General features: G+C 43.6%; 11 protein-coding genes. All 11 read right to left on the bottom strand.

What is annotated here, in order from left to right:
• Positions 1–52 precede the first annotated feature (52 nt).
• Entirely contained in the window at positions 53–3,769 is a 3,717-nt protein-coding gene (locus FS818_RS21350; RefSeq protein ID WP_145334493.1) for a SwmB domain-containing protein, read from the bottom strand.
• A gap of 504 nt (positions 3,770–4,273) precedes the next feature.
• Positions 4,274–4,837, bottom strand: a complete 564-nt coding sequence (locus FS818_RS21345; protein WP_260989942.1) for a putative immunity/bacteriocin fusion bifunctional protein — start codon at positions 4,835–4,837, stop codon at positions 4,274–4,276.
• Positions 4,838–5,183: 346 nt separating this feature from the next.
• Positions 5,184–6,386 carry a methionine adenosyltransferase gene (metK, locus tag FS818_RS21340; RefSeq protein ID WP_145334489.1) on the bottom strand — a complete coding sequence of 401 codons (1,203 nt, stop codon included), beginning with the start codon at positions 6,384–6,386 and terminating at the stop codon, positions 5,184–5,186.
• 251 nt (positions 6,387–6,637) lie between these two features.
• A complete protein-coding gene (locus tag FS818_RS21335; protein ID WP_145334487.1) occupies positions 6,638–6,913 on the bottom strand; it encodes an alpha/beta-type small acid-soluble spore protein in 276 nt (91 codons plus the stop codon).
• A 148-nt stretch (positions 6,914–7,061) separates the two neighbouring features.
• Positions 7,062–7,625 (bottom strand): hypothetical protein, encoded by a 564-nt coding sequence (locus tag FS818_RS21330; RefSeq protein ID WP_145334485.1) that lies wholly within the window; start codon positions 7,623–7,625, stop codon positions 7,062–7,064.
• A gap of 167 nt (positions 7,626–7,792) precedes the next feature.
• Entirely contained in the window at positions 7,793–10,390 is a 2,598-nt protein-coding gene (locus FS818_RS21325; protein WP_145334483.1) for a hypothetical protein, read from the bottom strand.
• A 131-nt stretch (positions 10,391–10,521) separates the two neighbouring features.
• Positions 10,522–13,806 carry an S-layer homology domain-containing protein gene (locus FS818_RS21320; RefSeq protein ID WP_186375563.1) on the bottom strand — a complete coding sequence of 1,095 codons (3,285 nt, stop codon included), beginning with the start codon at positions 13,804–13,806 and terminating at the stop codon, positions 10,522–10,524.
• Between the two features lie 586 nt (positions 13,807–14,392).
• Positions 14,393–14,734 carry a hypothetical protein gene (locus FS818_RS21315; protein ID WP_145334479.1) on the bottom strand — a complete coding sequence of 114 codons (342 nt, stop codon included), beginning with the start codon at positions 14,732–14,734 and terminating at the stop codon, positions 14,393–14,395.
• A gap of 205 nt (positions 14,735–14,939) precedes the next feature.
• On the bottom strand, positions 14,940–18,869 hold the full coding sequence (locus FS818_RS21310; RefSeq protein ID WP_145334477.1) for an S-layer homology domain-containing protein: 3,930 nt from the start codon (positions 18,867–18,869) through the stop codon (positions 14,940–14,942).
• Between the two features lie 167 nt (positions 18,870–19,036).
• Complete coding sequence (locus FS818_RS21305; RefSeq protein ID WP_090922903.1) at positions 19,037–20,164, bottom strand: glycosyltransferase family 4 protein; 1,128 nt, start codon at positions 20,162–20,164, stop codon at positions 19,037–19,039.
• 380 nt (positions 20,165–20,544) lie between these two features.
• A complete protein-coding gene (locus FS818_RS21300; RefSeq protein ID WP_145334476.1) occupies positions 20,545–21,303 on the bottom strand; it encodes a WecB/TagA/CpsF family glycosyltransferase in 759 nt (252 codons plus the stop codon).
• Between the last annotated feature and the right edge of the window lie 4 nt (positions 21,304–21,307).

The following is a 21,307-nucleotide window of genomic DNA, read 5'->3' as shown; positions in this document are numbered from 1 at the left end:
TACTGATATTTAAACCTTTATATTGAATGGGTTTGAATCCAGCTTTATATGTTTACAGATAATCAATCCGATCCAACATCCGTTTTAGCATGACCGCCGCTTGTTCTCTGGTCGCCTTACCCGTAGGCTTGAAGGTCTCATCGAGATACCCTTGGATGATTCCTGTTTGCACGGCTTTGGCTACCGAATCCTTGGCTTTGATCTTGGCTTTATCCTTAAATACCTTGAGCGTATCCTCTGCCTTTTCCTGAAGTGCCGGAGGCTGGCCTACAAAATTCATTGCATTGACCAGCATAATTGCCATCTGTTCACGCGTGACCGGGCTGTTTGGCTGGAACTTCCCCTTGCCCACCCCTTGAATAATTTTTGCCTTCACGGCAGCGCCGATATATCCATTGGTCTCAGGTTTTCTGCCAAGATCCGTAAATGGTGCTGCAGAAGCATCCGGCTTGAGCCCCAATCCTCTTGCAACAAGTTCAGCAAACTCGGAACGAGTGATATTCGTTCTGGTATTATACTTGTCCAGATTATCTGAAGTGATAATCCATTTGGAAGCGAGTTCCGTTAATGCTTCCCTGGACCAGTCTGATGCCTTAGGGAAGCTGACCAGATGGGTGATCGGTGCAATCACGCGATTTCCATCCAACAAGCCACGTGCTACGATCCCTGTCGAAGAGGTCCGGTAAGCCGTCGGTATATACGATAACGATTGTGAGTTGGGGTCAATCGCTGTCAAGGTCGTTAACAGTGTAGATGTGTTTCCAGGCAACTTGGTGATATATTGACTTTTAATATTCTGCTCTACACTTTTCCCCGTGTTACCGTTAAAAATTGTAATGAAGGTCTCTGTTGCTTCTCCCAGACTCTGTGCATTGGATCTGGATAACATGAAGTCCATGGCACCTGCTGAAAGTCTTGGCACAGACTCCATCTGAACATACATGGTTGCTGTCCCTGGAGCTGTCGTGATGCCAGCGCTTTGTCCCATAGATACAAACGCCAGGTCCGCAAGAGGCACCATCCATACATTATCTTTAAATTTGACCCCGATCGTACCTGCACGATATTTGCCTGCCAGTTGGGAGAGCTTGTGGAATGGAATACCCACATAGGCTGCTTCACTCGTCGTTGGCACTTCGAATACGATCGGTTGATTCAACTTAAAGCTGCTCGATGCATAATTGAACGCCTGTTCAAGTTTATTTTCGTCCAGTGTGTACTGCTGTGTTGTTCGGTTATAACGAGATGCTGCCATCTTAGCTGTTGCTGCATCTGTACTTAGAATTAACATACTTTGAGCAAAACCAGAGTTATTTGCATTACGTTCTGTCAGCCACGCCGGGAGTCCTACCGTTGTATTATCTGTTGGCGTCGTAGTCGCTGCCTTCTCCTGCAATGTTAACGGCCCGAACGCAGCCACTTCCGTATTCAGTGCATCTCTAAGCTGTACGCCTCCTGGGGTGTACGTCACCGTACCAGACTGTCCGGCCTGAGCAGTTTTAGAGAGTTTAATAGTTACAACTGACCCGTTAACAGAGGCTGAGCTAGCCGGAATGACTTCATTACCAATCTGTACTTTGAATTGCGAAGGAGTCAACACCGCTTCTGATTTTAATGCGTTTCGGAAGTTAATTTGAATATTATCCCCCTGCAAAATGCCGGACAGGATTGTACCGTTTCCGAAAGTCTGTGTAACAGGTACAAGATCCAGCAATGCGGCCTGATTGTTCCCCAGATCCGTCAAACGAGAGGCTCCTGGTACATAAGATAATGTCACCACTTGTGTACTTGTCACTGGAGTTGCCAGTGTTAATGTCACCAGATCATCATCAATGTCTATATTACTCACAAAAATGGCTTTGCCATCTGCCAATACCGAGTATTGATTATTCATCGGTTTGTTTAACCGGCTGAGCGGCTCATTGTAATAGATCCACAGCTTATTCGTGTTTACTTCAGCCTTCTGGAAGACAGGCGGCTTCGAATCATTGCTGTTCCGTACATAGAATCCGGTGAAACCTGCAAGCGGTTGCCCGCGGCTGTCTTTTACAGGCTGGTCGCCTGGCTGATACGATACTCGTACCACCTCACCATTGCCGATGGAAGAACTAAGGTTCAACGTAACTTGTGAGCTCGTGTTGGTTGAGATGCTACTTACGCCAATGTTTTTGCCATCGGCAGTAACACTGAACTGTTTATATGCATCACTGGAGTTGATATATACCGTCTCTGGATAGTAGAGAACGATGCTGTTGGTATATGCCATACCTTCACGAGGTTTGGACATGATGGAATCCAGTCCATTTTCCACATCGCGTGCCGAGAAGGAGGCAGCTGCATTCAGGGACAAATCCTGAATTCTGCGTGTAGTTGTCGCTGGAACAGTATAAGCTACTTTCACAATTTGACCCACAGCTACACCTGTATCCAGCACAACGTGTACACTATCTCCTGAAACATATGCAGTACTTACACTGCGATTTTCTCCATTGACTGTCACTGCAAAGCTGGAAGTCAGCGGATCAAAGGTAGATAACCATTCATCATACGTCAGACGAATAATCGTATTGCTATACATTTTTGCTGTTTTGAGCACCGGTGGTGTCGTGTCAACAGACAAGGTTCTGAACGTCCACGAGGTTGTGCCCGTCAGGCCTGTAAACAGATTGCCGGACCGATCCCGGAAGACGTTACCCGGAATATCCACCGTATACGTTGTGTTACTCGTCAGGCTGGATTGCGGAATGATACGTAGCTGACGGTTGTTGGAGCTGTTAATGATTGTTGTTGCGTTCACCGTACCCCCGTTCGAACTTCTCAGGATGGCCTGAGCAGAGAAGCTCGTATCCAGCTCTTTGGTGAAGGTTACATTCAACTCCGTGTTAAGAGCGACACCTGTTGCCCCATTCGCAGGAGATAACGAAGCCACGGTGATGGCCGATGGATCAGAGATCACACTGAAGCCCCAGTCGATTCGCTGGATCGCAGCCGTGTCATTGCCAAGCGCATCACGGAAAAAACCTTCGGGTACAGCTATGTATATGGTGCTGTTATTGGCCCAATTTCGGACAGGGTCAATGGTCACTGTCGTTTGGGAGCCGTTGAAGCTAATTTGTGAAGAACTCGCATCTACCTCTTCAAATAGTGTGTTTCCTTGATAGATTTGCAGTTTTCCCGTACCTCTGGACATCGCCTGATCAAAGGCCAAGGTAAGATTAGCCGATGGCGATACACCCGTAGATGCCGTTTGCGGCGTACGGTTAAGGAGTCTGGCCGGACTTGCAGTAGCGACATGGAAGGTCCACTCTTTATTCAAGCCAGTGAACGGCTGGTTGTCCGCATAAGCAAAAGATCCACTGCCAATAGAAACATAGAAGCTTCCACCTGGCAATGCCGGACTAGGCGTAATCGTAACCACTTTTCCCAGCGTTGGTTCCGTCACGTCATCCGGTGTAATACTTACTGCTGCTGGATCACTGACATTGATTTCACGCACAATGGAGTTATCCGAAAGTCGTTGAATGATGATTTTCTCAGTTGTTCCATTTACCTTTTTTACAGGGTTGGTGAATTCAATCTTAAGCGGCTGCGTTCCATCCGCCTGTGTCGCATTTAACAAAGGCACTGTGGCGCTAATTCCTTTCGAGGTGAGATCATCCGCAGCATACGCGGTATTTCCGCTTGTCCACCCGGGTAGCAAACCTTGTGTCACCAACATGACGACCAATAGTGCAATCCATCCCTTACGGGCCCAATTTTTCACAAACACCTTTCCTTCCCCCTAATCCTTAGTCCTTATGTCTGATGTACAGACCTCTATATGTATGTCGGCCATAGAAGGAATATCTGTTAGTTATTTGGGTATATATTACATTTAATTTATGGATTAGTGCGTATTGTTTGTTTTACAATATTACTTGCACACAAGAGTCTATTATTTTATAAGATACATAATAAGAACGCCCTCATTACGTTGTTAACTGTGACTTTATAAGTCGAAGAGTAACAAGAGATGAGGACATTTATTAAGGTTATGCAGTTCCTTAACTTATTTACGTCTTAAAAATAACAGGATATCAATAATTAAACCAATTAGAAACCAACCGATATATACCAGATATGCTCCCTCGAATGGTGAAAACCAAGAAATCAGACTGAATTTCAAAGTACCATAACGAAAAAACGTATACAAAATAATAAGTATAAGTGGCAACATCCATAAAGAGATGGATCGTATAGAAAAGAATTGTTTCATTTTAATCACACATCTCCTTTATACTCCAGCACATGCAAAGGCAAATGCCCCTCCACATAGAATATCACATCCTACTCCTATTGCAGGATTTACAACATGCCAAATGCCACAATACGAGATACATGCGAAAACCCCCGTTAGACTACAAGCAAAGCTTTTTCCATTAAAATTAAAGTCATTCGCGGAGTAATCCATGCCATTACCAACCAAATAATTCTTGTAATCAAAGATTAGACTGAAATTTAGATCTTCATCGATATGAACTACACTTAAATCAATCATATCTTTACTTTTGAGATCTACCCACGCTGACTGTGTTATAAGTTCTCCAGTAGACTTATTTTCCAAAACTACGTATTTAACAGCAATTTGTTCATATGTTACACTATTTATCTGGACGTTTTTGAATCCTTTATACATTTCAGCATTAAGGAGTAACGAATATTCACCATAATTAAATTTCTCTAATTCATTATTATACTGTTTAAGCTTCTGATCCAATAAAGAGTCCACATAAAGTCTATCTCTGCTAGAAAGGGAATCTATGATCTCAACCCCTTCAGCTTCCAACTTCTCTCTAATCTCTTGAATACTTCAATTACCACTTTTAGAACATTGACAGTCTTCCGGCTCTGCTTTAACAGTGAATTCTCCTCCAACAAATAACAAAACCAAACTAAAAATAACAGATAGATTAATCAATTTCTTAAACAATGAAAACAACCTCCTTCGTAATTTGGATTACAAATCATGATGTTTACATATGTAAGCAATAACTAACTACCCTCCAATTCCATAATATACATTATTTATGTTATTTTAAAAATAATGAGTTTGTAAACCTTTTCTTTATATCTCAATATCCGTTAGTACAAAAAAGCCCCTGGTTCCTAAACGGAACCAGGAGCTTTATGTTTGCCTGATCGTATTACAAACCCGCTTGTGTTTTCAACAGTTCTGCTTTGTCCACTTGTTCCCAAGGTACATCGAGATCTGTACGGCCAAAGTGACCGTAAGCAGCCGTTTGTCTGTAGATCGGACGACGCAGATCCAGCATACGGATGATACCAGCTGGACGAAGGTCGAAGTTGTTACGTACCAGTTCCACCAGCTTCTCTTCGCTGACTTTGCCTGTTCCGTATGTGTCCACGTTAATGGATACCGGATTCGCTACACCAATCGCGTAAGCGAGCTGAATCTCCACTTTGTCAGCCAGACCCGCAGCAACCAGATTCTTCGCTACATAACGAGCCGCATAAGCTGCAGAGCGGTCTACTTTTGTCGGATCTTTACCTGAGAACGCACCACCGCCATGACGAGCATAACCACCATATGTATCAACAATGATTTTACGTCCAGTCAGTCCTGCATCCCCTTGAGGTCCGCCAATAACGAAACGCCCTGTAGGGTTAATAAAATATTTCGTCTGCTCATCCAGCAACTCTGCTGGAACAACGGGCAAGATAACCTGCTCTTTGATGTCTTTCTGGATTTGTTCCAGTGTTGTCTCTTCCGCATGCTGTGTAGATACAACGATCGTGTCCACACGTACCGGCTTGTCACCGTCGTATTCGATCGTCACTTGTGTTTTACCATCCGGACGAAGGTAATCCAGCGTACCGTTCTTGCGCACTTCCGCCAGACGGCGTGCAATACGGTGAGACAATGCGATTGGCAACGGCATCAGCTCTGGTGTTTCGTTCGTTGCAAAACCAAACATCAAACCTTGGTCACCTGCACCAATGTTCTCTGTTTCACGTGCCATTTGCTCTGGATCACGATGCTCCAGCGCGGCATTAACACCTTGTGCAATATCAGCGGACTGTTCATTGAGTGATGTCAGTACCGCACATGTATTATAATCAAAACCGTACTTGGCACGAGTGTACCCAATTTCTTTGACAGTATTCCGTACGATTGCCGGAATGTCCACATATTCAGACGCAGAGCTGATCTCACCAATAACAAGCACAAGACCTGTTGCTACCGAAACTTCGCACGCTACACGAGCGTTTGGATCGTTCGCAAGAAACGCGTCCAATACGGCGTCCGAGATCTGATCGCAGATTTTATCCGGATGTCCTTCGGTTACAGACTCTGATGTAAATAGATGTCGGCCTTTAATAGACATGAAGTTTCAACCTCCCATAACTATAGTATGGCGATTGCCCGAACAAAACATAACGGCGATTCGTTCACTATACCCTCGAAGAAGCTTACAGTATAATAAGGACACTGATCCGCAATAACGAAGACAAGGATTTTTCAGGTAATTGCCTCAACAAAAAATCAACCTTTCCCTAGTGGAAAGGTTGCATACCTCAACTTTCATCTTATCGTATTTGTCAAGTGGTGTCAATTATAGCGCGTTACGTATAAGTTCTAGAGGTGCTGTTCTGCCTGGCGAATCAAGCGTTTCGTAATCTCTCCACCGACCGATCCATTCTCCCTGGATGTGAGATGACCCCAGCCTTTATACTGCCCGTATGAATGATCACTTATCGCGCCAAGCTCTCCGCCAAACTCCGTATCTGCACCAACCAAACTTCCACGCCCACCATATCCAACATTCAAACCAAACTCAGCAGCAATTTCATACTTCATCTGATCGAGCATTTGACGACTTTCCGGTACGACCTTCTTATTACTTCTAGCCATTGTTCCTGCACCTCCGTTTGTGGGTTGTCTACAGGTATAGAGTGGGCAGGAACTTGCCCGGCTAGCCGTATTAATGATTGTTAGAACTGGTTAATCTGAGCAATAAACCGCGAATAAAAGAGAATAATTCCGTACCAAACTGCACAACCTATTTCAACGTATATCCACCGCGTACCATAACCGTCAGGCTGTATTTGTTACCATCCAGAACCGTAATGCCACGTCCGTCCCTTGGAAAAGAAAGCAGGTGGTTGGTCGGCGCTACCTGCCCATTCGTCAGGTCCACCCCGTCCGTCAGATCGGCTACACCGTTCGTACCCTCACTGACGATTACAGCTTTACCGCTACGTACAATGAACTCCGCGCCAGATTTGCCGAGCAGCTGTTGACCCGGCTTCACGGTTACAATCTCTACGGCATCGGTTGTACCTGATACCAGCGGCGGCAGTCCCGGAGCGGTGCTCGAACCGCCTGCGTTGCCTGTGCCTGTCGATCCGTTGTTGCCAGTAGACGTGCCTGGACTTGTACTAGCACCGCCACCCAGTGCCTTTGCAATCTGCTGATCCACATAACTCTTCGTCACGACTGGATCATCTGCCGTTCCCGGCTGACTTGTGCCTGCGCCAATGGCTGTATCGTTATAGACCGCTCCGACCCACACGCCAACACCAATTGCCAGTGCAGCCAAAGATACTTTCATATAAGGTTTCATCTGTAATTTGTTCCTCCTCTGGTAATCTATTAACTTTAACTATAGAGAAAAAGATCAGATGGGACAAGTAAAACCTCGCTCCCTTGCATAGGGGAGCGAGGTTTTCTGCGTACATTTCTATGATTATAGTATGGTCCTAATAGGCCATTGTAAGAGATTAGTATGAACTATCTTATGTCTGTTGGTTCTTCCTTCGGAAGCTTGGTCAGATCATATCCATAGGTTTGCTCTGCCAAACGCAGACGCTGTCCTTGGAATTGATCATCCAAGCTCAGACGATACGAACCGCCACGCAGCTTCTCGAAGAAGCTATCTTCAATGCTCCACGTCAGCGTTTGGTTTTTACCTACTTTAATGTCGGTATCCAACGCCAACTCTTTCTCATACGTTTTGCCCGCTTGATCCGTCAGTGTGAGAATCAACTTATGTTCATTCTCCGCCATCTCTGTCTCTTCGTTACGAGTAAGCGTATAGTTCATCTCAATCTGCACAGACGTGCTACCCGCGAGATAAGCGCGCACACTATTGGCAGTCAGATTATAAGGATAAAGATCAATGTTGCTGATCATACCTGACACACTGATAGAGACTGGCGGAACCTCATATGCCATAGCGTTAACATAAGCCGTTGCTTCGCCTTCACCTGTTACAAACTTGCCATCCGCAACTCCTTCACCTACAACCAGTTTCAGGTCGGAGAAGGTAACGGATTTCGGCAATTTAGCCCAGAACGTCACAATGGATTTCTGTCCAGGTCCCGGCAGACGCTCCGATTGTTTCGCTGTCGCTCTGTAGTACTGACCATCCGCTGATTTGTAGTAAGCCACCAACTTACCAAGGCCACTCTGACGCAGCGATTTATTCGTCATTTCAAATTCGGTATACACGATATCCGAGGATGCCCCTGGATAACGAATTGTTCTGCGAGCACCCATCTCCGTTTCTTTATCGCCTGTACCCGATGTGTACGTTTTGCCCTTGGACACATAGGATACCGATTGAATGAATCCAGAAGTACTCAGGGTAATCCATTCATTCGTTTCCTCTTCACTCACCTTCTCATTCAAGCTGAGTTCCAGACGAGACATCCGCAGATCGGATGGTATTTTTGTTAACAGATAAGCTTCCGTCGTCATACCTGCACCTAGAAGTTTACCGGATTGCGTGTAGATTAACTTCTTATCTCCATCAATTTGAGCGGAATCAATCGTATACATTGCTTCCAGCTCTGGAAGTTGTACCGTTTTGGTCGATGCGTTACGAATGGTCACCTTCGCAGCAATAATATCGCTATCCAACCACGGTAGACGTTGTAACGAACCAATGGATACGCCGAATGTACCTTTATTGTTTTTGATGACGGTTTCTGTAGTCAGAGCATCTCCACTGGATGGTGATTCAGGCAAAGTATAGACCCCAACAGGATAGGAAAAGATCAATCCGTTTGCAGGAGTTGTTGTTGTCGAATCCGTGCCCTCGGTCTTATCCTTAGGGCTCATCACATACAACTTCATCTTGCTCGTATCTCCATCCCCTTGGAATGTTCCACTCAGCTTAATCGTTTTGATATCACCTGGGTTCAATTTCAAATTATCCAACGCTTTAGTTTCAATCGGATTAATCGTTCCATCGGCTGTACGTACTTCGAAGGAATACGTAGGTACTTTGATGGCCTTTTTCCCTTCGTTCTTCAGTACCATTTGCATGTTCAACGTATATTCCTCATCTTCGATCCGAACTCTGGATGAGCTTAGCAACGTTGACAGAGGCTGTCCATCAATCGAAATAATATTAGGCTGGTTTGCTGCCACACTGACATTGCTTTTACTCGCTTCAGGCAGTTGCAGAGCCGCTACAGGAAGAACACTTTTCTCTTCGCCCTGTTCTTCGACAAGCAATAACTCAGACTTTTGCAGTTTCACGGATGTAGGAAGAGAGGCCATCAGACCAAGAGACTTGTTCGCCTGTGCCTGAATGCTCACCGTAGCGCTGTCTTTATCTGGCGTTAACGGGTAATTTGCTCCGCCCGGAGTACGCAAAATCCACTTGATATTCGGATTCTCCAACAATTTGTAGCTAATGTTGTTTAAATTCACACCAATTTTCACATACTGATTCTTATCTTCACCTGGATAGACTTTGATGCCAGCAACTTTAACTTTTACCGCAGAGTCACTCAGACGAACCGTCTTCGGTTTGCCTACAGGTGTAGTAATGCTATAGGAGGCTGGCACATTAAACTTGCCCAGCGTACGTTCATAGTTGGCTTGACTGAAATCCCATTTCACAATCAGGAAGTTCAGATCACTGATCTTTACTTCTCGACCCGCTTTCATCACATAAGTCAGATCTACCGTCGAACCAGGCGAGATGGATTTCTTTTCCTGATCCTTTGCAATCAGTTTAGGGGAGAACAACGTACCTCCATTGGTCTTCACCTTACTCCAATAATCAATCATCATCAGAGGTTTACTGTCATTATTTTGATACGACAATGTATACGTCACGACGTTACCATCATCCTGAGCCAAGATGTTCACATCCGTTAATCGTACAGTACTGCGTGCTGTCACTTTAACCGGGGCCAGGTTCCCCAGGGTATGTACCACCTGTTTTTTCGGTGTTGTTGTTTTCTTCGTTGTTTTACTATTGCTACTGGTAGCCGATGATTTCGCTGTTGTATTGGCAGCCATCACTGCACCAGCCGTTGAACTGATCAACATGGCACTGGCGAGCAAGCTCACAACCATTTTCTTTTGATCCACTTCCAAACCTCCCATAAGTTGCTTGTTGCTATATAGTATAAACGTTTGGGAAAGGGAGAAAGTTACGATGTTGTTGTAAAAGAAAAAAAGCATCTTTCTCATATGAGAAAGATGCTTTCCTTAAAAAGGAATTACTCAGCTGCGAAAACTTTAGCTGTACGAGCAGACTCAGTTTTACCAGCTTTAGTTACAGTTACATACACTGAATCACCAGCAGGGTTCAAAGTAAGTCCAGTTACAGTAGCAGTTGTTCCAGTAGATGTAACAGAACCGATTGCTGTTCCACCAGTTGCAACATCGTATACTTTAACAACGTCACCTGCAACTACGTTATCTACTTGAACAGAATCACCTGCACCAACAACAACAGTCACAGTGATATCAGCTGCAGCTGGAGCTGCGCTAGTACCTGAAGTTACTGCCAATGTACCAGTGGAATTATCGGAGCCACGAGTATCGAAATCAGCAAGTTTCAGGTCTGTTTTAGGTTGACCATCAAGTCCTGTTGCAGAAGCATCAACAAAGTTACCGTTGCTGTTTGTGAATACAACGTTGATAGCGCCGCTGTAGTTTACATTAGCGAAATCAAGCACGATTGCATCATCACCAGCATTTGCAGTAAGTGCAGCAACATTTTTAACAGCGTAAGTGTTTGCTCCGTTACCATAAGTGATTTCAGTACCATCAGCTTTGTAAACTTTGAAGTTATCTTTCAGGTTAGCAGTGTTTTTAACAACTACTTCTTCATCGAGGCTGATAGTTACTTCGTTTGTAGTACCGTCGAACTTAATATCAGTACCCAATGCAATTTTACCACCATCAGTTTTGTTTACAGATGGAGCAATAGTGTCAGCAATAACAGCATTATTAGGAGTCAAATCAGCATTTACAAGGTTTTTAGCTGCAGCTGCAGTGAAAACAAGATTTCCACCAGCGCTTGCAGGCAATTTACTTCCAAGTGTCAATTTAACTACTGTGTTGTCATTGGAATCTACAACAGCATTAGTGATTGTGTTACCAGCAAGACTGAATCCAGCAGCATTTACAGTGGATACAGGTTGGTTAAACTTAACCAATACAGTATCTTTTGCAGTTGCATTTACACGCTCTACACCAAATGTGTTAGTGATTGGGTTTGTAGCTGTTCCATAAGTTTTGGAGTATCCATCCAAGAATACACCCGCATTACTCTTAACACCTTGAATTGTAAGCTCTTTAACGGCAGTTACGTTTGTAGGAAGAGTAATGATTACACCTTTATTGTCATTTACTGGTGTGATGTTTGTACCAGCTGGCAATTTACCTGTAATATCATTAGCTGTTCCAGTTCTATTGTACTTAACAAAGTAGTTCTCTGTGTTAAGAATAGAAGCTGTAGTAGAAACGTCCATAGATTTGTTGAAAGTTACATAATACACATTTCCGCTACCGGATACGCCAGCAACTGTAGGTGCTGCAGCATCTTTAGCTTCAATTGTAGTTGTGTATGGAAGCATAGTGTTTTTCAATGTTGTTGTATCTTGCAATCCAGACAACTCAACAGTATATTTACCTGAATCCAAAGCTTTAGAGAATTGAAGAGTAAATTGTTTTGTTGTTCCAGTTGCTCCACCAACGATGGATACACCAACATCAGTTACTGCTTTACCATCTTTGTCTTTGATAACAACATTTGTTGTTTTGAAAGAAGACAAGTCAACCGCTTTAGTGAAAGTGTACTTAATGTTGTCATAAGTAGATTCGTCATACAATGCACTTACTACTTCAGGGCGAACTTGGTCAACAACTGGGCTAATCGATACTTTAGTATCAGCTGCGATTACATTGCCACTGTAGTCTGAAATATTTTGTACATACAGGTCAGTTGCAACAGCTGGAAGCTTGTCGGAACCACTGAATGTCAATTTGAATGTTTTGGAGTTGATTCTTTCAACAGTGCTGTTAGCATAGTGTTTAGTCGAACCATTCAACCAATAATAGTTACCACCTTTGATTGCTTCAGAGTCTTTAACATCTTCGCTAAATACTACTGTTGCACCTTCAAGAGTAACATCTTTAACTTCTGTGATTGTTGGAGCAGTTTTGTCTTCAACAACTTCGAAGTCTTTAGTTGTTTCAATCAATTTGTAAGGAACATAATCTTGAACGCGATCGTTGATTGTCAAAGTGTGTTTACCAACAGTCAATGTGTTGAACACTTCTACAATCACTTCACGAGTGCCAGATCCTGAAACCACACCAGAGATTGCATTTCCGTCCAGTTTAAAAGTCGCAGCAACAGAACTTGTCACTTCAACCGGCTCAGAGAAAGTGATTTTCACTGCTTTGTTACCCAAACCTTCTACTTTTTCTACTGTAGGCAATACAGAGTCAACTGGTTTGAACTCAATATCTTTTTGAGTTACAACTTTAGTTGTGTCTGAACCTTTCAGAGAGTTAACAGAAAGTTTGTAGTTTTGTTGGTTAGTAAGAGCGTTAGTCAAAGTGAGAATAACGGATTTACCACCGTTTTGAAGTTCAGCAGATTTGATTGCCACATTGTTTTCAGCTTCATTTTTCAATGTGTAAGTAGCTACATTCTCAGCAGATGCTTTGTTAACATCTCCGTCGAAGTTTACAGTTACTTCTTTCAAGTTAGTAGCAGTTACGCTCTCAACTTTAGTAGCTGTAGTTACTACATAAGTAACTTTCTCAGTGAATTCTTTTTCTTTGTAAGTGAATTTCACTTCAGTTTCTTTGTTAGCTTCAAGAGCTTTATCCAAAGTTACTTTAACGGATTCACCGTCGCTGATTTTGAAAGTAACAACTTTACCAGCTTCGCTTACTTCGTAAGAAGCAACTTTCAAGCTTTGAGCTTGATCCACTGCGTAAGCTGCACCTACCAACAATTGGCGGGAAGCGTTAGCTGTGAAGTTAGCGTTAGCATCTACCAGACCAGCGTTGATTGCTGCTTGAACGTCTTTTTTAGCCCATTCTGGAGCGTTGTTGTTCGTTTCAGCTGGAACTTCCAGGTCAAGCGCACGAGTAAGGATAGTCGCCATTTCAGCGATTGTCACTTTACCGTTGAAGTCAAAGATTTTTTTAGTTGTGTCTTTACCTTGCATGATACCCGCAGCAGTTACTGCTTCGATGTAAGGTACAGCCCAGTTTTTAGCGTTATAGTTTTTGTCTGTGTAAGACAATTGACCAGTAACTTCTTTCAAACCGAGCAATTTAGTGATAACTTTTGCGAATTGACCGCGAGTCATCTCTTGATCCAATCCAGCTGTACCGTTAGGGAAGCCTTCGAAGATACCTTTTGCTTTCAATGCGTCAAACTGTTGTTGCGGGGAAACTGCTGTATCACCGAATGCTACAGAAGCAAACATTGAGAATGCCATTGCTGTAGACAATGCTACGGATAAAATTTTCTTCATAACCTTTTTTTCTCCTCCTTGGGTGTTCATAACATTGGAATTTTCTTTAATAGGGTCGCTCGTGTTCCTCATTCTATTGTCGCACCCCCTTTCCAGAGTCATGAGCAAGTTAATATAAATGATGTCTGTGAGCATATCACAGAAACTTGTTACCTAGAATAATGATAGAATCGCACGTAAATAGAGTAGTTTCCTAATCCTACCTTACGTATTATACAATGGGTCTCTCGTGCCGTAAAGCAATTTTTTCTAATAAATAGACAAGATTCTTCACGAGGTCATTCTTGGTAAGTTCCCCAATGTTTTTGACTCTACATCTTAAACGCAGTAGATTTCAAAAAGTTGCGCATTCCACAAAAAAAGTTTTGAATTTATTTATGTATTGATACAGTGCGGGTTTATAGCATATTCAAAACCAGTCGTGGCGCCACTTTGCTGATTCACTACATGCGGGTATGTCGGTGTCAGAATTGTCTTGGACGTTTATTTATACCCGAAATTTTTGACAATGAAGCGACAAATTCCACAAATTTCAAAATAAAAAAAGAGAGCCCGTTGGCCCTCTTTCAGATGTAAATTTTGTGAATTATCGAATTTTCATAGCCAAATCAATAATCTGTGCACGCATTTTCGGATCACTGTTCAGTTTCAGGTACATGTCATCAATCGCAATTCTGTTCTCACGATATGTCTTCTCATGTTTCATTGTAATATGAGACCATTCGATCAGTTCGTTCTCCGCCAGAACCAGATTATTATACGCATCATGGAAGCCGGTCGTCTGAACTAGCCCTTCCATCACTTCCTGAGAAATCTCCTGTGTCTTACGAGTGTCTTCCAGCTTCTTCTCCAGAAAGACTGCCTGCTTCTCAAACTGTGTCTTTGCCTTCATGTAGCCCAGTTGGGCCTTAGAATAAATCGGTTTCATAAGCTAACTTCACCCTCTAGATCATTGTGTATTTACCGCTATTGTATCTTAATCTCTAGCAAATTACAAAAATAGTTATTGGTAAAAATCCGTTTCCTTCTATTATAAATGCTTTCTATACAATCTCAACTTTCCCTATAAAAAGAGCCTGCCCCTTCTCGTTTAAGGGACAGGCTCTTCCTAAACTAATTCCAGATCTGTTAAATTAACTTAGTGTTTTCGGGAAAAGTTTTGTACCTTTCTTGAACAATTCCACAGCAATCTTGCCTGCTTCAGCACGAGTCAGGTTCCCTTTGGGATTGAAAAGGAACATTTTTGCATTCCCCTGTACTGGGCTGCCTTCCATAATTTTAGCTTTGGATATCGCCTGTACCGCCGGACGTGCATAATACTCAATGGACGATGAATCCTGGAACGACTTGGACAGCTGTCCTGAGAGCTTATTATCATTCGCGGCGAGCTTCATGCTCATCGCACGTGCAATCATGACAGCCGCTTGTTCACGAGTAATAGGTTCTGTTACACCAAAGTATCCATCAGTGAGTCCTGTAACGATTCCCGCTTTGGCCGCTGTTTCAATAGAAGCAAAGTCCCATGTATCGCTTGCTGTTGATGAATTTACATCTGAGAAGGTTTGTATATCCTTCGAATAGTTCAGAGGAATATCCAAACCTTTGACCAGCAGGGTAGCAAACTCCCCGCGTGAAGTCTGATCGTCTGCACCAAATGCGTTGTATCTTAGGTTATTCATGATTCCTTTGGAGTACAGGGCATTCAAAATATTTCTTGCCCATGGGTGATTCGTAATATCCGTGTAGCTTTTGCTTAGCTTCATCACTTTGTAATAACCGAATTCGTCAAACGACACGGTAATCGTATGTTTTTTGGTATCCACAGCTCCGCCAATCGGTTTCCATTGTCCGATATTGCTCTTGTCAGTATAACGGAATACGCTAATGGTTGAACCTACTTCATCTACAATCGATGGATCGTAAGCCAGTGTCAGTGTACCCCGGTTAGAAGGCACCAGAACCCGTTCTGTAGGGAATTGTGTAAAACTTCCTTCCAGAGAGTATGGTGTTACTCCGTTCGTTCCCGCCTTATAGCCACTTGTCCCTTTATCTCCAAGTTCACCAATTCCGCCATTAATCCAGTACGTATCGGATACCGGAACAAAGTTACTTGTCGTCAGGTTAGAGTTAAACATCTCTGTCAAAATCGTCGGAACCGTGATTGGTGACAAACCTCCAGTACTGCGTGGGTCTGCCTGTCCAATATTAAAGCCGTAATCATTTTTCCGTTCCAATACGCCGTCCTTCGGATCAGCAATACCAAACAGAATTTTGTTATCCGGGTAGAACTTGATTACGCCACTGCTTGATTTGGAAGCGGATTGCAGAATGGTTCCTTTCGGGAACGACAATTCGAGCTTCTTATTAAAAGCAGAATATTTGTTCGCCACTTTCGGGGCCATATACTGTGCATCTACACCAACGGTGCTTGTATAGAATACGTTAACCGTATCGTTAATTTTGCCGCCATCCCGTGTAATCTGGATTTTGATGGCATTGTTCTTATCCGGAGATAATCCTACATAATCCAGAACAAAACGGTTATCCATATCTGGACGTTTAACAGCCTCTTCCTTACCAATCAGCACCTGTGTTGCACCTTCTGCTTCAATATCAAAGTGAACATAGTTTTTGTTAACGACAATCTGTTGTCCTACTGTAGCTACAGGGGACAGGATACGATATGAAGATGGTTCTCGTACGATCTCCAAGCGTTGTGTCGTTCTTGCTCCCGTGCTGTTGATCAGCTCTAATGTGTACACATGGCTTCCTGGTGCATCAAAGATATAGTTGCGAATACGGATCATAAACTCATCCTGATTCCCGGTAACATCAGCAAAATGACCGTCCTTGGTTGGTAAAATGGAGTCACTGGTGTCCTCTGCTGGAATCGAATAGTTATAGATCAGATTGGAACCCGAATACAGGTTGGCAATGGATGCTCCGCCGCCCTTATAAACCAAATCATATCTATCTTTGCTCGTTACATACTTACCATCACGAATGATAAAGTCTGGCGTGACTTTAAAGATGTTGGCCATCTGTTCAGGAGTATACAGACTTACATCTTTCTCGAGAAATTCGACACGACCATCGGTTGGAACAGGGACCGGCATGAATCGATCAATATTGGACACGTTGCTGTCCGAGATATAGATTCTTAATGTTTTCTCAATCACTTTCGTCTTGCCTGCGCCGTCCTTGTCCGTGCCTTTAATTGTAATGGTATTCTCTCCATATACCAGTTCACCTGGAACACCTGGAGATTTTTCGCCAATGAATAGTTCAAAAGAGAACTTGCCTTTATTGGCAGCTACCGACGTAAAACCAGTGGGCGTTCTTACTACCCCATTGACTAAAAGCTGACTTGTAAATGGAAAATCCAGCGTACTAAATCCAATAAACTCACCATTGACCATTAAGGAATGAGATGTTTTTGAATTGAAATTATAGTTCTGTCCGTCATACAGATTAGCTACGTAAATATAGCTTTTGGAAGCATACGATACGGTAACATCGTAATGTGGATCAGGGTTTCCGTAATAGAAACGAATTTTCTGCGTGCCATTAGCCACATTTTTTACCAAGTAGACCGCTTGATTATTCGATAGACCGGTAGGTACATTCGTTCCCGTTGGTGCCCCTTCAATCGTCAGCTTGGTTGTTCCGGTTGGCAGGTACTCACCTTTTACCATTTCGCCTGCAATAGCTTGGCTAGACTCCACCAAAATGTAGAAATCTGCTGTGGCAATCTGAGCATTATTCAATGAAACTTTATTCGTCACAGCCCCGCCATTGTAATCTGGCAGGTAGTACATATTCGTAATGGTCTTGATACCTGGAGCGTAAATAAACTTCGCTGTATAACCGGAACTAAACGTCCCGTGTCCGACAACAACGGTAGCGGTTTGATTTTTCGCAACTCCGGCTGGAGTCGTTGTGGTCTGTAAAGGATATGCGTCCGTTGTTGTGAACTCTACGATCCGATATTCAGGCGTGGAACCGTCAGGACCAGGGATAACGGTTTCTTTAACTGCCCCCTTTGTCATCGTTGTTCCATTTACTGTGAGAGTACCTGAAGTTTCAAACGAAGTAGCGCTCGCTGAATAAGGCAATACCAACTGAACTTGAAGCTTAGCATCAGTTGCTGCTACTGTACCATAAGTCGGGACGTTATTCAGCACCGAATTGCTTTCGGTATCTGCCCCGGCCGTCAGCATAATATTCAGCTTGGAGAACGGCTGATCCTTATCATAATAATAAACTGCACGTTCGGTAAGGATAGAGTCCGAGCCATTGGCAATTTTGAATTTCAAATTATTCAGACCAGCAGTCAGTTTCAACTGCGGCGTGAAAAATGTTCCATTAGGTAGCAATGAGGAATCTAGTTCTTCTCCATCATTCAGTGAAACGGTTACCTTCGTTGCATTCTGCACTTTACCTTGTACGGATACGAACTGCGTATTAACTACCGTCTCTGCCCCTTCGTTCAGACCGTAAGACGTATTGGAGCCACTACTTGGGTCCGTAAAGATTTTGAAGTCCTGAATAAAAGGAACCTGGTCATATAACACATAAAACGTATCTGAACGTTCTACTGATCCTTGAGTACCCGTGAAGGTAATCCGGTTAAAACCGGAGAACAAGGTGATATTATTTGCCGTAAAGTTGTTGTTTCCGCTTGTACTAGCTGTTACTGCAGTAGTATTAGAACGGGTAGCATCCGGCACCCATTTTGTTTTCCCATCTCCTGCACTAACCGAGTTCAATTGCTCGACTTTGACGCGCATCGTATCTTTGGATACGAAGGCGTAAGCACCTGTTATCGTAAGTGTTCCTTGAGTCGTCTGATAAGCTCGATCCCGAGTCAAGAATCTTGTATTGTCTGAGTCTTCAATGTTTAGATCCGCTGTTTTGCTAATCACAGTATTATCTGGTGTAAAGTAGGTAGTCAGTGCGTTGGCAGCCGAAGCAACGGACCCACCGAATAGACCTTGTGGGAACAACGAGAGCACCATGGTGACCAACATGATCCAAATCAACGGCCGTTTCTTTTGTTGCATTACGTATCATCTCTCCTCTTTTTAAGTCAGTTACCAATATTTATCGGCAAAAAGGTTCCAATTATTTAGTAAAAATCTCAAAAAAAACAAAAAACCTTATCCCAATCGGGATAAGGCAAGGGTCTAATATTAGAATATTGAACGATAGCAGGAAACGAAATAATTTTTTAGGATTTCGAACGGGTCTGTGGATTAAGCTTCACGCGCATACGCATCAGGAAGTTAATCACTGGTTTTCTCGTTTTACTTACAAGTCCGATGACTTCTGCCCCTACTTGCAGGAAGAACATCATGATGCAGATCACGACAAAGGTTACCCAGTTAGCTTCAAACATCGCAGCCGAAGACTGGATAATAGCCAGCACACCGAAGAACGCGGCAATACCATAGATAATCAGTACGGTCTGACGATGGCTGAATCCAAGTTCACGCAAGCAGTGATGCAGGTGACCTTTATCCGGTGAGAAGATCGGTTTCCGTTGCACCGCACGGCGAATAATCGCGAACAATGTATCCGAGAGCGGTACACCGATAATAATCAGCGGTGTAATGAAGGACACGACTGCAATCTGTTTAAATCCGAGCATCGAAAGCATCGCCAGGGAGAAGCCAAGAAATAGCGAACCGGTATCTCCCATGAATATTTTCGCTGGATGGAAGTTAAAGAACAGGAATCCGATAATGCTACCGAGCAATACAAGACACATCAGGGCAATCATCGTATTACCCATCAGGAAAGACATCACCGCTATGGTTCCAATGGCAATACCCGATACACCGGCAGCGAGACCATCCAGTCCGTCAATCAAGTTAATTGCGTTCGTCACACCAACAATCCACAAAATCGTCAGCGGAATGGACACCCACGTTTCGAGTGAAGAATACGCATCCTGAAACGGAATGTTCACGAAATCTACACGGATGTTAAATCCAAATACAACAACCGACGCAGCCACGATCTGTCCGAGCAGTTTCACTTTGGCAGACAGTTCAAAACGGTCATCAAGTGCACCAATCAACACAATGATGGAGCCCCCGACCAGAAATGCACTGACAAAACTCATATCCCGCGTCGTAAACCAAGCAGAGACGAACGGAAGCAGTGCCGCAACCGTAATAATAAATGCCAGAAAAATACCCAATCCACCAAGACGCGGCATAATACGTGTATGCACTTTACGTGCATTCGGTGTATCCATTGCACCGATGCGGACTGCGAACTTTTTAACAAGCGGTGTAAGAGCTAAAGCAAGTCCCATTGACACCAGAAATCCAATGATAAAGATCGCTACCATTTGAACATTCGACCCCCAATTATAATACCTGCAGAAAAATTATAAATCCCCTGATCTCTTTTTCTATATATAAAGAAACATTGTTTTTCACTTTTGATGAAAATGAATTATTGCACTTTTAACGGAGAGGGCAGAAATAATCTAGAGAAGCGAAGCGTTCGCATTTATCAACGAATTTCATCCTTGAACAAGGATAATTAGAAATTTGGGGATAAGGGCGATCAAAAGATTATTCTGACATCGGAGTGCGTAGTGCAATAGAGCTTTTTTTCATTTGAGTGACACACGTATGTGCCGGAATGAATTATACGCTGATCATTTCTGAAAAGCTATCCTCAATTTCTAGCAAAAACAAGCATTTATCTCGTAATTACCTGTTTTTAACGGGCTTTTGTCACGTTTTCTTTGTCCCGCATCACTTTCACTGCGAATTTCGGGAGCGCAAGCATCCGTCCAGCGCGGCTAGGTTCACGAAGCAAACGATAGAACCATTCCAGTCTTAACTTTTGGAACAGTTTAGGCGCCCTTTTGCTTTTGCCCGAGATCACATCAAAGCTGCCGCCAACCCCCATCATGACAGGAACTTGCAGCGCATGCTTATGTTTGTGAATCCAGGGTTCTTGGGTATCCGCTCCGCGAGCGACGAATAACAGATCAGGTGTAGCCTGCCGAATTGAAGCCACAACCTGCTCATCCTCAGCCGAACCGAAGAAACCGTCGCGATAACCCACAATACGAATAGCCGGATACTGCTGTTGTAACCGAACTGCCGTTTTTTGAATCACCTCAGGAGTCGAACCGAGCAAATACACGCCCCACCGATAGTTTTCTCCAACCCGCAACAATTCATGTAAAAGTTCAAAGCCCGGCACTCGTTCTGCTACAGGATCACCGCAGTAGCCCGCAGCCCATACGACGCCGGTTCCGTCCGGAACAATCATCTCCGCATCCTTCATCACTTTCATGATTGCGGGATTCTCCAGCGCAGCCATGACCATAATTGGATTAGCCGTAATCACTTGATGCGGCTGTTTCGACAATACGGCTTCTTCAAGCACCTGTACCGTTTCTTTCATCGTTAGTTTGGAAAAGGGGATACCATAGATGGAAACGGTAGGAATAGATCCGGTCTGACTCATTGTT

It is taken from the genome of Paenibacillus xylanexedens (assembly GCF_007680605.1).
Taxonomy (GTDB): Bacteria; Bacillota; Bacilli; order Paenibacillales; family Paenibacillaceae; genus Paenibacillus; species Paenibacillus xylanexedens_B.
The sequence above is the reverse complement of the archived record's forward strand: the minus strand, read 5'-3'. Positions and strand labels throughout refer to the sequence as shown.